Below are 13,987 nucleotides of genomic sequence, written 5' to 3' on the forward strand. Positions count from 1 at the left end.
AGGGATTGCCTTAGGGCAATCTGCTGCTCGGCGTCTTGTCAATGTATACCTGCCGGTAGAACAATGCTACCCATTGGTATAACGAATGCGACACACGCAAACCCTCATGCCCGCCACGTCCAGAAAGACCGAAAAAAAGCCGGCTGCGCCCGTGGCGCCGCGCGGCCGCCAGCGCCTGCCCACCGCCGGCTCCGACGAGAAGCGCGAGCGCATTCTCAAGGCCGCCGAAGCCCTGTTCGACCGCTATGGCTATGCCAACACCACCATCGAGCAGATCGTGCAGGCGCTGGGCGTGACCAAGCCCTTTGTCTACTACTACTTCCGCAACAAGCAGGAGATCTTCGAAACCCTGTGCTGGGCACCGACCGAGGCCTGCTTCACGGTGCTGGACTTTGCAGCCGACGACCCGCGCCCCGCGCATGAAAAAGCCATTGACGGCCTGCAGCGACTGATCGCTGCCACCATTGCGCACTACCCGGCGGGCTTCTTCCCCTACCGCGAGCCGCAGGCTTTCAGCCCCGCCTATCTCAAGGCATCGCGCAATGTGGCCCAGCAGTTCTACAAGCAGTTCTGCGCCCTGCTCGACGAAGGCCGCGCCAGCGGGCATTTCGATTTCCGCGACACCCGCATTACCGCCCAGGCGGCCTGCAGTCTGCCCGGCTTTCTCTACAACTGGTATCAGCCTGACGGCAAGCTGGGCCCGGCCGAGATGGTGGTCGAGCTCACCGATCTGGCCTCGCGCGTACTGGGCCTGCGCACTGCTGCGGCCCCTGCGCGCAAACGCGCGGCCAGAGCCGCACCTGCGCCAGCAGCGCAGAACCCTTTGCCCCCCAGGCGCCGCAAGAGCGCTTCATCCACCACCAACAGCGCCAGCTGAGAGCCTCGAAGGCCAAGGCGCCATTCCAACTCCTGGAGACAAAACCATGTCAGTTCGCTTCTCAGCCCTTGCGCTGGCTGCCAGCCTGTGTGCCGGCACCGTATCCGCCCAGACGGCAGAGCCGTTCAAGATTGCATTCATCGACCCGCTCTCCGGCCCGTTTGCCAATGTGGGGGAAGTCATGCGCAACCATGTGCTCTACGCTGTCGATGACGTGAATGCCAAGGGCGGCCTCTACAACGGCGCCAAGTTCCAGCTGCTGCAGTTCGACAGCAAGCTCTCGGCCCAGGAGAGCCAGAGCGCGCTGCAGGCCGCCATTGATCAGGGCGCACGCGTGGTGGTGACGGGGGGCTCTGGCTCATCGGTGGTCACGGCCCTGGTGCAGGCGGCATCGCGCTACAACCAGCGCAACCCGGGCAAGGAGGTGCTGATACTCAACCACAGCTCCATCGATCCCGAGCTGACCGGCAAGTCCTGCAGCTTCTGGCATTTCATGTTCGACGCCAACACGGCCATGCGCATGCAGGCCATCGCCAACTACATCAAGACCCAGCCCGAGATCCGCAAAGTCTTTCTGCTCAACCAGGACTATGCCCATGGCAAGCAATGGGCCAGCTTCGGGCGCAGCATGGTAGCCAAGGCAAGACCGGATGTGCAGTTCGTGGGCGAGACCTTGCACCCCATGGGTCGCATCAAGGACTTTGCGCCCTATGTGGCCAAGATCAAGGAGGTCGGAACCGATTCGGTCATCACCGGCAACTGGGGCCAGGATCTGGCTCTGCTGCTCAAGTCCGCCGGGGACTCGGGCTACAACCTGCGCTACTTCAACCATAGTGCCGGCGGCTTTCCGGGCACCGTGACCTCGATTTCCCAGGCAAAGATAGGCCAGGTGACCTGGGTCGCGGAATGGCATCCCGGCATGGCCGACCATGCTCAGGCCGACGCCCGGGCCAGGGAGTACAAGGCCAGGATGAACCAGGACTTTCTGGCCCCGCGCATGGATCTTGTGCCGCGTATGCTGGCCGCTGCCATGGCCAAGGCCCAGTCCACCGAGCCCGTGAAAATTGCCAGGGCCATGGAGGACATGTCCATGGACACCGTCTTCGGCCCCGTCAAGATGCGCGGCAAGGACCATCAGCTGCTGCTGCCCCAGGTCGTCAACACCATCGCCCCCGTGGACGGCAAGCTGGTCAAGACAGGCTGGGAAGGCACGAACTACGGCTTCAGAACCGATGCCGTCTACTCCGCCCAGCAGCTTGATCTACCGACCGAATGCCAGATGAAGCGACCTTGAGCAAAAGACTACAACACAGCAACTGAAGCTTGAAACCGGCGCGCACCAAGCCAGAGACAGCGAGCAAGAGCCGCCTCGCAGCGAGGCTGTCGTCCTCCCTCCCGAAGAGAGAGGGGGAAGCCGCTACGCGGCTCAGGGGGTGGGCGTACCGTAGGTACGCTTTCCAAATATCCCGCTGCCCACGCGCACCATGGTGCTGCCTGCTGCCACGGCGGCTTCCAGATCGCCGGTCATGCCCATGGACAGCGTGTCGAAATGCTCCAGCCCCGCGAGACCACTGGCCTTGATGGACTCAAAAACGGCTTTGGCCTTTTTGTGGACTACGCATTGCGCCTCGAAATCAGGAGCATCGTCAGGAATGCTCATGATGCCGCGCAGCTGCAGATTGGGCAGTTTCACCATGGCTTGGGCCAGCTCCAGTGCTTGCTCGGCCATGACGCCGGACTTGGTGGCGCCGCCATCCACATTGACCTGGATGCAGACATTGAGCCGTGCCATGCCTTTCGGACGCTGGGCCGAAAGGCGCTCGGCGATCTTGAGCCGGTCCACGGTCTGAGCCCAGTCGAAATTCTCGGCCACCAGCCGCGTCTTGTTGCTCTGGATGGGGCCTATGCAATGCCACTGCAGCGCTTCGCCGCCCGCCAGCTGCATGGCGCGCACCGCGGCAATTTTCTCCACGGCCTCCTGGATATAGTTCTCGCCAAAGCTGCGCTGGCCGGCCAGCACCGCCTCGCGCACCGCATCCGCGCCAAAGGTCTTGGAAACGGCCAGCAGTTGCACCGATGTCACGGGCCGGCTTGCACTGGCGCAAGCGGCTGCCATGCGGGCATGAATCTGCCCCAGATTGTTTTCAATCGTCGTCATAATTGGCGCCAGAGTATCAAACCAGAGAGGGATCTCCGTGGATATCACGCAATTGCTGGCATTCAGTGTCAAGAACAAGGCTTCGGACTTGCATTTGTCGGCAGGCCTGCCACCCATGATTCGCGTCCACGGCGATGTGCGCCGCATCAACATCGATCCGCTGGACCACAAGACCGTGCACGCCATGGTCTACGACATCATGAGCGATGCCCAGCGCAAGCAGTACGAAGAGTTTCTGGAAGTGGACTTTTCGTTCGAGATTGAAGGCCTGGCCCGGTTTCGTGTCAATGCCTTCAACCAGAACCGCGGCGCGGCGGCCGTGTTCCGTACCATTCCCAGCAAGATCCTGACGCTGGAGCAGCTCAACGCCCCCAAGATCTTCGCCGACCTGGCCCTGAAGCCACGTGGTCTGGTGCTGGTGACCGGCCCCACGGGCTCGGGCAAGTCCACCACGCTGGCCGCCATGGTCAACTATCTCAACGAGACCGAGTACGGCCACATCCTGACGGTGGAAGATCCCATCGAATTCGTGCACGAGTCCAAGAAATGCCTGATCAACCAGCGCGAAGTCGGCCCCATGACGCTGTCGTTCGCGGCAGCGCTGAAGTCCGCGCTGCGTGAAGACCCGGACGCGATTCTGGTCGGCGAAATGCGGGACCTGGAAACCATCCGTCTGGCCATGACGGCGGCCGAAACCGGGCACCTGGTGTTCGGCACGCTGCACACCTCGTCGGCCGCCAAGACCATCGACCGTATCATCGACGTCTTCCCGGCCGAGGAAAAGGAAATGGTGCGCGCCATGCTGTCCGAGTCGCTGCAGGCCGTGATCTCGCAGACGCTGTGCAAGACCAAGGATGGCCAGGGCCGTGTGGCCGCACACGAGATCATGCTGGGCACGCCCGCCATCCGCAACCTGATCCGCGAAGCCAAGGTGGCACAGATGTACTCCACCATTCAGACCAGCCAGAACATGGGCATGCAGACTCTGGACCAGAACCTGACCGATCTGGTGCGCCGCAACCTCATCAGCCCGGCCGAAGCGCGCAGCAAGGCGAAGATTCCCGAGAATTTTCCTGGATGATGCCTCCCCCATGAGCGGCTTTGCCGCTTCCCCCCAGGGGGACGACGCCCTCGCCGCGAGGCGGCTCTTGCTCGGCGTCTCTCACTTGGGCTCTGCCAATTTTGACGCTGCCTCAAGGAACGATCATGGAACGCGATCAGGCCAGTAAATTCATCAACGATCTGCTCAAGCTCATGGTCAGCCGCAACGGCAGCGACCTGTTCATCACTGCAGAGTTTCCGCCCGCCATCAAGATTGACGGCAAAGTCACCAAGGTTTCGCCCCAGCCGCTGAACCAGTTGCATACGCTGGCCCTGGCGCGTTCCATCATGAACGACAGGCAGGTGGCGGACTTCGAACACACCAAGGAGTGCAACTTCGCCATCTCGCCTGCCGGTGTGGGGCGCTTCCGTGTCAACGCCTTCATGCAACAGGGCAAGGTCGGCATGGTGCTGCGTACCATTCCCAGCACCCTGCCCACGATTGACGGCCTGGGCGTGCCGCAGGTGCTCAAGGAAGTGACCATGACCAAGCGCGGCCTGTGCATCCTGGTCGGCGCGACGGGCTCGGGCAAATCCACCACGCTGGCCGCCATGGTGGACTGGCGCAACGAGAACTCCTTCGGCCACATCATCACCGTGGAAGATCCCGTGGAATTCGTGCATCCGCACAAGAACTGCGTGGTCACGCAACGCGAGGTGGGCCTGGACACTGAAAGCTGGGAAGCCGCGCTCAAGAACACGCTGCGCCAGGCGCCCGATGTGATTCTGATGGGCGAAATCCGTGACCGAGAAACCATGGAGCACGCGATTGCGTTCTCGGAAACCGGCCACCTGTGCCTGGCCACGCTGCATGCCAACAGTGCCAACCAGGCTCTGGACCGCATCGTCAACTTCTTCCCCGAAGAACGCCGTCCTCAGCTGCTGATGGATGTGTCGCTGAACCTGCGGGCCATCATCTCCCAGCGTCTGATTCCCAAGCAGGACAGCAAGGGCCGTGTCGCCGCCATCGAGGTGATGCTCAACTCTCCGCTGATTGCCGACCTGATCTTCAAGGGCGAGGTCGTCGAGATCAAGGAGATCATGAAGAAAAGCCGCAACATCGGCATGCAGACCTTTGACCAGGCGCTGTTCGACCTGTTCGAATCCAATCTCATCACCTACGAAGATGCGCTGCGCAATGCAGACTCGGTCAACGACCTGCGTCTGCAGATCAAGCTCAACAGCCAGCGTGCCCGGACTCTGGACCTGGCGGCCGGCACCGAGCATCTGACCATCGTCTAAGCCCAAGGCACTGGCATCTCTTCCCACAGGAGGAGCGCGGGTTTTGCTGCGTGGCGGGCCGCCCAGGCCCCTGCTGTCAGCCACGGCCATGCACTCCGGCGCTACCATGATCGAACTGTTTCGCACCAAGTCTTAGAGGATTTCATGAGCACAGCCACCATCGCCTCCCGCAGCTACGCTGCTTGCGCTTCCACTCCTGTGGCCTTTCTGGGCCTGGGTGTCATGGGCTATCCCATGGCCGGGCACCTGGCTGCGGCTGGCCATCAGGTCACGGTCTACAACCGCACGGCTGCCAAGGCCGAAGCCTGGGCCGAGGAATTCCCCGGCGGCAGCCATGCGGCCACGCCCCGCGAAGCCGTCAAGGGCGCACGCATGGTCTTCTCCTGCGTGGGCAATGACGACGACCTGCGCTCCATTGTGCTGGGCGACGACGGTGCCTTTGCAGGCATGGAGCCTGGCGCCATCTTTGTCGATCACACCACGGCCTCGGCCCAGGTGGCACGCGAGTTGTATGCCGAAGCACGCAAACGCGGCCTGCACTTTATCGATGCCCCTGTGTCGGGCGGCCAGGCCGGGGCGGTCAACGGCCAGCTTACCGTGATGTGCGGCGGCGATCAGGATATCTTCGACCAGGTGGCCCCGGTGGCCGATGCCTTCTCGCGCGCCTTCACCTATATGGGCGCCTGCGGCAACGGTCAGCTGACCAAGATGGTCAATCAGATCTGCGTGGCCAGTGTGGTGCAGGGCCTGTCCGAAGCCATTGCCTTTGGCCTTCGTGCCGACCTGGATGTGGCAAAAGTCCTCGATGTGATCGGCAAGGGAGCCGCCCAGAGCTGGCAGATGGACAATCGCGGCAAAACCATGGCCGTGGGCAAGTTCGACTTCGGCTTTGCCGTGGACTGGATGCGCAAGGATCTGGGGCTGGTGCTGGCCGAGGCCCAGCGCAATGGCGCACGCCTTCCCGTCACCGCACTGGTGGACCAGTTCTATGCCGATGTACAGGCCATGGGCGGCAATCGCTGGGATACCTCCAGCCTGATCCAGCGCTTGCGCTGAGCCGCTTCGCCATGAAAAAAAACCGGGCTCGAGTCCGGCTTTTTTTGTGACCGTCAGCTCACCTCAGTTCATGCTGGAGCGATCCTCGACCACAGGGGCGGCCTTGGATGTTGCTGCAGCCAGCTCATCTTCGGAGATGACCTCAAACAGGCGCACAACCTTGCTCACATCGTTGACGCCACGCGCGATCTCGGCAGCCCGCTTGGATTCGCGCGGCGTGACTATGCCCATCAGATAGACCACGTTGTTCTCGGTCACGACCTTGATGGCCGAGGATGAAATGTCCTTGGCGTTGACCAGACTGGCCTTGACCTTGGTCGTGATCAGAGAATCCTGGGAGCGCTGACCCAGAGTGGCCGTGAAAGGCGCGACCTCGATCTCGTTATAGACCTGGCGCACGGTGGATTGTTCGCGCACCAGCTTCTCGATGGTTGCCTTGTCCGTCGCATTGCCTGCCTGGCCGGTCAGCAACACCACACGGTTGTAGCTGGTGGCGCTGACGCGGGCCTTGTCGCCCATCACCTCGCTGATGCGATTGCCGGCACGCAGCTCTATGCCCTGGTCCTCAACCTGTGTGCCGGTGGTACGTCTGTCCACTGCCGACATGCCCGCCACAGCAGCACCGCCGCCCACCAGAGCCACGCAACCGCTCAAGGCACCGCCCAGAGCGGCAACAGTCAGGGCCGCACATGCAACACGGGTCCACTTCAACTTCATAAAGGCATCTCCTGGTCACCAAGCAGTTGAGAGTCCACACCATCGGCCAGACAGTGCAGGATCAAGGTATGGGTTTCACGCACGCGCGCCGCACGGTCGTGGGGCACGCAGATCAGTACATCGGTCTCGCGCACGGCGGTGGCCAGATTTCCGCCGGTGCGGCCTGTCAGCACCACGGCCATCATGTCGCGCTCGTGGGCGGCTTCAAGAGCCTCCAGCACAGCCGTGTCGTTGCCGGTCACCGACATGAGCAGCAGCAGATCGCCGGGCTGCCCCAGCGCCCGCACCTGACGCGCCAGATACTGGCTGGCATTGCCGCCCGAGCCCGTGGCTCCCACGCTGCCCAGCAGGCCGCCATCGGAAGTCAGGGCCACGGCCGCCAGCTCGGGACGATCGCGCTCGAACCCTGTCACGCACAGGGAGGCAAATAACTGGGCATCGCTGGCCGAAACGCCCGTACCGCAGGCCAGCACCTTGCCGCCGCCCGTCACGCAGGCCAGCATGGCCTGTACGGCGGAAGCAATAGGTTGGCTCAGCGCCTGGGCGGCCTGGTACTTCAGGTCGGCACTGTCGATGAAATGCTGTTGAATTCGTTGCTCTAGCATGGAGGCCCGATGATACCCGCCACCTGTTATCTCTTTGGTAGCAAACCGTTATTTGCGCATCAGTGTTGCGCACAACTATGACGCGGCGACTAAAGCGCCTCGAATGCCGCTTGGAGCCATTCGAGGCGCATCTGGTTCCCGGCGCTATCGACCAGCACCACATCAAAGCGGCATGGCGGCGCTGCCGCAAGCCGCATCAGATAGTATCTGGCGGCCAGCACGATGCGCTGCTGCTTGAGACGGCCGATGCTGCCGCCGGCACCGCCGAAGCGCTCGGTGTTGCGGCTGCGGACTTCGACGAACACCAAAGACCCGTCGCGGTCACGCAGGATCAAATCGATTTCGCCGCCACCACGGCCCGGCGTCCGATAATTGCGCTCGACAAGCTTCAGGCCCCGCGTCTGCAAATGCGCCAACGCGGCATCCTCGGCCTGCTGCCCGCGTGCGGTTGTGCTTTGCGCCGGCTTGGGCCGCTTTCCAAGGAAATCCATTGACTACCTCTTTCGCCTCTGCACTGACTGCCGCACATGACGCGGCCGCTTCCCAGCATTATCCGCAGGGAGCCCTGTATGTGGTGGCGACGCCGATTGGCAATCTGGCCGATATCAGCCTGCGCTCGCTGCATGTGCTGCAGATCGTGGACTGCATCGCCTGCGAGGACACGCGCCACACCCAGGGCCTGCTGCGCAGCTACGGGCTGGACCGACCCGGCAACCAGCTGCTGGCCGTGCACCAGCACAACGAGGCAGAAGCCGCCCAGCAGGTGATCGAGCGCCTGCAGCAAGGCCAGCGCATCGCCTATGTCAGCGATGCCGGCACTCCCGGCGTCAGCGACCCGGGCGCGCGCCTGTGCGCGGCGCTGCAGGCCACGGGTCTGCGCAGCATTCCGCTGCCCGGCGCCAGCAGCGTGACATCGGCCATCAGCGTGGCCGGCGCCGTCACGCCGGCACAGGGCGAAAGCGGTTTTGTGTTTGCCGGCTTCCTGCCCACCAAGAATGCCGAACGACTGGCCGCCGTGCAGAAGCTGGCCGACCAGCCGCGTTGCACCGTGCTGCTGGAAGCACCGCACCGCATCATCGAGCTGGCCCAGGCTCTGGCCCTGCTGGGCGAGCGTCGCGTCACGCTGGCGCGCGAGATCACCAAGCAGTTTGAAGATATCGCCAGCATGCCGGCCCACGAGCTGGCAGCCTGGCTGCAGGCCTCGCCGCAGCGCGTCAAGGGCGAGTTCGCCATCGTGCTGCACCCCGTGGCGGTGCAGCAGGAGTCGGGCGAGGCCGAGCGCGTGCTCAAGCTGCTGCTGGCCGAGTTGCCGACCAAGACGGCCGTGAAGCTGGCCGCCGAAATCACTGGGGCCAGCCGCAACACGCTCTACGACCGGGCGCTGGAACTCAAGCGGGCCGCCGAAGAGGAATAGGTAGGTCAACCGGGCGCGGTACAAACCAGAGACGCCTGGCAAGGGCTGCCCCGCAGCCCCCGTTTGGGGAAGCCTGGTTGCGACTCAAGCGTAGGCCAGACCGGTTGCCACGCCACCAAACAGGTCGCCTTCGACCTGCGGCACATCGGGGAAAGCGACGCGCAGCGCATCGCGCAGGGTACGTAGGGCCGAAGAGCCGCCGGTCAGATAGATGGCGTCTGGCGCTGCCACGCCGGCCTGGCGCACACAGTCCTGCGCACATTCGACGACCTGCAGCAGCAAGGCCTGCAGTTGCTCCTGCAGAACCTCCGGGGAGATGGCCGCCGGCAGGTCTTGCTCCAGCCAGTCCAGAGCAATGGCCGAGGCCGCATGGCTTTGCGAAGCCACAATCTTGGCCTGCTCCACCGCATCGGCCAGCCTATGGCCTTCGCGCCAATCCAGCACCTTCATCAGCCGCTGGTGCAGCTGCTGATCGCTGTAATCGCTCTTGAGACCGCGCGCCGCAGCCAGGGCCTTGGCTGTGTACAGCCACTGGATCAGATGCCAGGTGGAGAGATCGAAGAACACGCTGCTGGGCACCTCGCGCCCGCTGGGGCCGATGTGCTTGTAGCCCAGCAGCGGCATGACCTGGGCCACGTTGAGGCGATGATCGAAATCCGTGCCTCCGATATGCACGCCGGTGGTGGCCAGAATGTCCTGGGTGCGGTCGGCATGCCCGGCCTGTTGCGGACCGAGACGCACCACCGTGAAGTCCGAGGTGCCGCCGCCGATATCGACCACCAGCACCAACTGCTCCTCGCTCAGGCGCTGCTCGTAATCCAGCGCCGCCGCAATCGGCTCCAGCTGAAAGCTGACTTCGCCCAGGCCAGCAGCGCGCGCCGCAGCGGCCAGGGCATCCTGCGCCTGACGGTCTCGCTCCGGGTGTTCGTCGACAAAATGCACGGGGCGCCCCAGCACCACACGCTCGGGCAGACGTCCATCCAGCGCCCGGCGTGCCTGATCGGCCACGCGCTTGAGAAAGATCGCGATGATGTCCTGATAGCTGACGAGCTGCTCGTGCACCGCGGTCTTTTCCAGCAGCAGGCTGCTGCCCAGAAGGCTCTTGAGGGAGCGCATCAGGCGCCCTTCCTCGCCTGCCAGATACTGCTGCATGGCATCGCGGCCGAAATGCGTGCTGTGTTCTTCGGTATTGAAGAACAGCGCCGTGGGCATGCCCGTGGCCGCTCCTTCCAGAGGCAGCAAAGTTGCGGTCTTGCCAGGCAGGCGATAGGCAGCAGCAGAGTTGGAGGTTCCGAAATCGATGCCCAGAGTGGCAGGCGTGAGAGCTGTGGTCATGAAAGGCGGCGCTGCACCGCGTCGGCCCGCAAAGGCTGACGCGGCCGCAACGAAAACGCCCACCTAAGTGGGCATGGGTGTCAGCGGGGGCGCTATTCTAGCGCCCCTGTTATTGGGCCTAGGCGGCGGCGGTTTCCAGCTCGCTGCCGGAATGCAGTGCCAGTTCAATGCGCACCCCGTGGGTGGCAACTTCGTCCAGTCCCTCTGCTACCGCCTGCTGCGGCACCGACAGCACGATCGCATAAGGTCCTTCGCCGCGAGTGGCCAGTCTTTGGGCCAGAGGGCCCGCAGCCCGGACGGGTGCGGCCAGCACCAGCTCGGTGGTGCCCAGACCCAGCGATAGCTGCTGCGTGCTGCCGTCGGCCGAGACTCGCAGCGCGCTGACATCCACGCCTTCGCCGAGCAAGGCCCGCCAGCGCGCCAGGCTGGCCCGCAGGTCCTTCACCGCCACTTCCAGGCGCGCCACGCCGGTCACGCCATTGGGATGCACCCGGGCCTGGCCTTCGGGCACGCGCAAGGCACGCGGCGTCAGGTCGCCGCACAGAAACGGCAGATCCTGGCTGTGGGCGCGTGCATTGCGCCAGCGCAGCTGCTCTCCATCGGGACGCAGACGTCCGCCCTCATAAGGCGCTTCATAGTCCAGGCCGCGCGCCTGGGCCGCCGCCACCACGGCGCCGGTCTCGGAGGGCAGCAGCGCAAAGTCGACCAGGCCCTCGCCATGCTGCTGCAACTGCTGCCACCAGCGTTCCTCGGGCGCGGGCGCACGCCAGGCAATGAGTTCGAAATAGACGCCGTCGGCAAACACCACCAGGGCGTTGTGCGTGGAGCGGCCCGGGTGCTCGCCGCCGCGCAGCACGTTGAAGCCCAGGGACTGGTAGTCGGCAATCGTGCGCTCCAGATCCTGGACCGCGATGACGATATGGTCGAGTGGCAGGCTCATGCAAAAGTCTTTCTAGAGGTTCTCAGGCCGCCAGGCGCTCGGGCGCGCTGGAGTCGGTATGGCGCACCTCGGCGCGGATGGACTGGGGGTTGCGCAGCAGGTTGAGGATGGGGCAGCTTCGCTCCACGGCCTCGAACAGCGCATTGATCTCGGCGCGGCTGGCTGGCGAATCGATATGCACGGTATAGCCGATATCGTGCGGCCAGATCGGCGTCGCCTCATGGCCGGGCTTGCCGCCGCGCGGGTCTATGACGCCCGTGACCTCGACTTCGAGGCTCTCCAGCGGCACCTGGCGCTCGGCCGCCTGGATCAGAAAGATATGGGTCACGCAGGTGCCCAGCACGCCCAGTTGCAGCTCGGGCGAGCTCGGGCCGAGGTTGTAGCCCGCGAAGTCGGGCGGGCTGTCGCTGATGACCTGGTGTTCGCGGATGCGCAGACGACGCACGCCGCTGCGCCCCTCGGCACGCACGCTGGCCTTGAGCCTGGCGGCCTGGGCCGTGCCCGCCTCGATGGCGGCGCTGCGCGCCAGCACGGCCGCGCGTTTTTCGGAAAGATATTCGTTGAGATGGCTCATGAGCGGGCTTTCGATAGAGGAATGCCAGGCCATTGTTGTGAGAGCGGCGCGCCGGGCCAACAAAGGAATTCGTCTGCGCTTATGCGCTTTGCAAATATGCGGTCTCTCACTGCTTAGTTGTTTTTCGCATAACGATGCTACTCAATATATGAACACGAATATTTGGTGTCGATAGCATGAGAACCATGAATCCGGTCGGTCGCTGCGGCGATGCGTCCGGAACCAGAGTTTTCAACGCCATGCGGCGACGAGGTATGAACGTGTTTTTCCCTTCGCAGACGGATCCATCGATAAAACAGCCGGCAAACAGGCCGGCCCGACGCCGCGCCCTATGGGTCGCAGTGGCGGTACTGACGGGCAGCATGCTGCTGGCCGGCTGCTCCAGGCAATCCGGCACGGCCCAGGCCGGCGCATCGGCAGAACCGGTCCAGGGCGGCACCCTGGTCTACCTCGAACAGCAGGCACATACCAATCTCTATCCGCCTGCCGGCGGCTTTTATCCCAACGGCGGCGTGCTCAACCAGATCACGGACAAGCTGACCTATCAGGACCCCGAGACGCTGGAAATCCAGCCCTGGATCGCCGAGTCCTGGACCGTGAACGCCGATGCCACCGAGTACAGCTTCAAGCTGCGCTCCGGCGTGAGCTTCTCGGATGGATCGCCGCTGGACGCGGCCGCCGTGGCGCGCAACTTCGACACCTACGGCCTGGGCAACAAGGCGCTCAAGCAGCCGGTTTCCGAGGTCATCAACAATTACGAGCGCAGCGAAGTCGTCGATCCGCTGACCGTGAAGTTCTTCTTCAAAAAGCCCTCGCCGGGCTTTCTCCAGGGCACTTCGGTGATCGGCTCGGGCCTGGTCTCGCCGGCCACGCTGGATCGTCCCTTCGAGGAGCTTGGCGATGCCACGCGCATCATAGGTTCGGGCCCCTTCGTGGTGGCCAGCGAGACCCTGGGCAAGGAGCTGGTGCTCAAGGCACGCCAGGACTACCGCTGGGGTCCGGCCAAGCTGGCCCACCAGGGCCGCGCACGCCTGGATGAAGTCAAGTTCATCGTCACGCCCGAGGACAGCGTGCGCATAGGCGCACTGCTGGCCGGTCAGGCCGGCTTCATCCGCCAGGTCCAGGCCTATGACGAAAAGCGCGTGGAGCAACAGAAGTTCAGCATCTACGCGCCTTCCACGCGCGGTGTGAACAACAGCATCGCCATCCGTCCCGACAACGCCCTTGTGGCCGACCTCAAGGTGCGCCAGGCCCTGTTGCATGGCACCAATACCAAGGAGATCGTCGAAACCCTGTTCTCGCCGCGCTACCCGCAGGCACGTTCGGTGATCGCCTCCACTGCAGCCGGCTATGTGGACCTGTCGGCCAAGCTGGTCTTTGACGAGGCCAGGGCAAAGCAATTGCTCGACGAAGCCGGCTGGAGCCTGGGCGCCAACGGCCTGCGCCAGAAGAACGGCCAGGACTTCGTGCTCTCGACCTACGAATCCCTGCCCCAGCCGCAGAACAAGGAAACCCTGCAGCTCGTGGCCCAGCAATGGGCCAGGCTGGGCATCAAGCTCAATGTGCTGGCCGGAGACTCGGGCAGCCGCACGGTGGATACGCTGGACCCCGACAAGACAGGCGTGCTGCCGGGCATGGTGGGCCGCGCCGACCCCGACGTGATCAAGAGCAACTACTACCCGAGCAACCGCAATGTACTGCTGCAAAAAGGCGGCGTGAGCCAGAAGGTCAAGTCCTTCGAGGACAGCAAGCTCAACCGCCTGTTCGATGCCATCGCGGCCGAGACCGATGCCAACCGGCGCCTCGCACTGACCGGCGAGGTACAGAACTATCTGATCGACCAGGCCTATGTGATCCCGATCTTCGAGGAACCCCAGGCCTTCGCGGGTGCGACCTGGGTGCGTGAGGTGGGCTTCGAGGCCGTGGGCCGTCCCAGCTTCTACAGCACCTGGCTGGCCAAGCGCTGAG

The 13,987-nt window shown here is 63.8% G+C and carries 14 protein-coding genes; 7 read left to right on the top strand and 7 right to left on the bottom strand.

The features are described 5' to 3' along the window. Positions 1-106 precede the first annotated feature (106 nt). Positions 107-877, top strand: a complete 771-nt coding sequence (locus JAO85_RS07100) for a TetR/AcrR family transcriptional regulator (protein ID WP_202787782.1) — start codon at positions 107-109, stop codon at positions 875-877. Positions 878-923: 46 nt separating this feature from the next. Then, positions 924-2,171: a branched-chain amino acid ABC transporter substrate-binding protein gene (locus JAO85_RS07105; RefSeq protein WP_202787783.1), complete on the top strand. Its 1,248-nt coding sequence runs from the start codon at positions 924-926 to the stop codon at positions 2,169-2,171. 132 nt (positions 2,172-2,303) lie between these two features. Here the strand turns inward: JAO85_RS07105 and JAO85_RS07110 are convergent, their stop codons facing one another. Beyond that, positions 2,304-3,035, bottom strand: a complete 732-nt coding sequence (locus JAO85_RS07110) for a YggS family pyridoxal phosphate-dependent enzyme (protein WP_202787784.1) — start codon at positions 3,033-3,035, stop codon at positions 2,304-2,306. A 37-nt stretch (positions 3,036-3,072) separates the two neighbouring features. Between JAO85_RS07110 and JAO85_RS07115 the strand changes: the two genes are divergently transcribed. The 3 genes from JAO85_RS07115 (at position 3,073) to JAO85_RS07125 (ending at position 6,434) form a co-directional block, all read left to right on the top strand. Beyond that, entirely contained in the window at positions 3,073-4,116 is a 1,044-nt protein-coding gene (locus tag JAO85_RS07115) for a type IV pilus twitching motility protein PilT (protein WP_003068464.1), read from the top strand. 125 nt (positions 4,117-4,241) lie between these two features. Beyond that, the gene (locus JAO85_RS07120; protein WP_003068462.1) at positions 4,242-5,378 is read left to right on the top strand and encodes a PilT/PilU family type 4a pilus ATPase; all 1,137 of its coding nucleotides are present in this window, start codon (positions 4,242-4,244) and stop codon (positions 5,376-5,378) included. A 144-nt stretch (positions 5,379-5,522) separates the two neighbouring features. Then, positions 5,523-6,434, top strand: coding sequence for an NAD(P)-dependent oxidoreductase (locus tag JAO85_RS07125; protein ID WP_202787785.1), 912 nt, complete (start codon positions 5,523-5,525; stop codon positions 6,432-6,434). Between the two features lie 63 nt (positions 6,435-6,497). Here JAO85_RS07125 and JAO85_RS07130 read toward each other — a convergent pair whose 3' ends face one another. The 3 genes from JAO85_RS07130 to JAO85_RS07140 all read right to left on the bottom strand — a co-directional run bounded on the left by JAO85_RS07130 (position 6,498) and on the right by JAO85_RS07140 (position 8,247). Next, complete coding sequence (locus tag JAO85_RS07130; RefSeq protein WP_003068458.1) at positions 6,498-7,151, bottom strand: BON domain-containing protein; 654 nt, start codon at positions 7,149-7,151, stop codon at positions 6,498-6,500. Beyond that, complete coding sequence (locus JAO85_RS07135; RefSeq protein ID WP_003068456.1) at positions 7,148-7,756, bottom strand: SIS domain-containing protein; 609 nt, start codon at positions 7,754-7,756, stop codon at positions 7,148-7,150. The genes JAO85_RS07130 and JAO85_RS07135 overlap by 4 nt, the downstream gene beginning before the upstream one ends. 89 nt (positions 7,757-7,845) lie before the next feature. Beyond that, complete coding sequence (locus JAO85_RS07140; RefSeq protein ID WP_003068453.1) at positions 7,846-8,247, bottom strand: YraN family protein; 402 nt, start codon at positions 8,245-8,247, stop codon at positions 7,846-7,848. On the opposite strand from JAO85_RS07140, the gene rsmI reads away from it, so the two are divergent. After that, complete coding sequence (rsmI, locus tag JAO85_RS07145; RefSeq protein ID WP_202787786.1) at positions 8,247-9,170, top strand: 16S rRNA (cytidine(1402)-2'-O)-methyltransferase; 924 nt, start codon at positions 8,247-8,249, stop codon at positions 9,168-9,170. The genes JAO85_RS07140 and rsmI overlap by 1 nt on opposite strands. Before the next feature lie 84 nt (positions 9,171-9,254). Here rsmI and JAO85_RS07150 read toward each other — a convergent pair whose 3' ends face one another. The 3 genes from JAO85_RS07150 to JAO85_RS07160 all read right to left on the bottom strand — a co-directional run bounded on the left by JAO85_RS07150 (position 9,255) and on the right by JAO85_RS07160 (position 12,052). Beyond that, positions 9,255-10,505 (bottom strand): Hsp70 family protein, encoded by a 1,251-nt coding sequence (locus JAO85_RS07150; RefSeq protein WP_202787787.1) that lies wholly within the window; start codon positions 10,503-10,505, stop codon positions 9,255-9,257. A gap of 118 nt (positions 10,506-10,623) precedes the next feature. After that, complete coding sequence (locus tag JAO85_RS07155) at positions 10,624-11,445, bottom strand: VOC family protein (RefSeq protein ID WP_202787788.1); 822 nt, start codon at positions 11,443-11,445, stop codon at positions 10,624-10,626. A gap of 22 nt (positions 11,446-11,467) precedes the next feature. Further along, positions 11,468-12,052 (bottom strand): OsmC family protein, encoded by a 585-nt coding sequence (locus JAO85_RS07160; protein WP_177340940.1) that lies wholly within the window; start codon positions 12,050-12,052, stop codon positions 11,468-11,470. A 221-nt stretch (positions 12,053-12,273) separates the two neighbouring features. On the opposite strand from JAO85_RS07160, the gene JAO85_RS07165 reads away from it, so the two are divergent. Continuing rightward, entirely contained in the window at positions 12,274-13,986 is a 1,713-nt protein-coding gene (locus JAO85_RS07165; RefSeq protein WP_202787789.1) for a TIGR04028 family ABC transporter substrate-binding protein, read from the top strand. Position 13,987 lies beyond the last annotated feature (1 nt).

This window comes from Comamonas sp. NyZ500, assembly GCF_016772095.1.
GTDB classification, from domain to species: Bacteria; Pseudomonadota; Gammaproteobacteria; order Burkholderiales; family Burkholderiaceae_C; genus Comamonas; species Comamonas thiooxydans.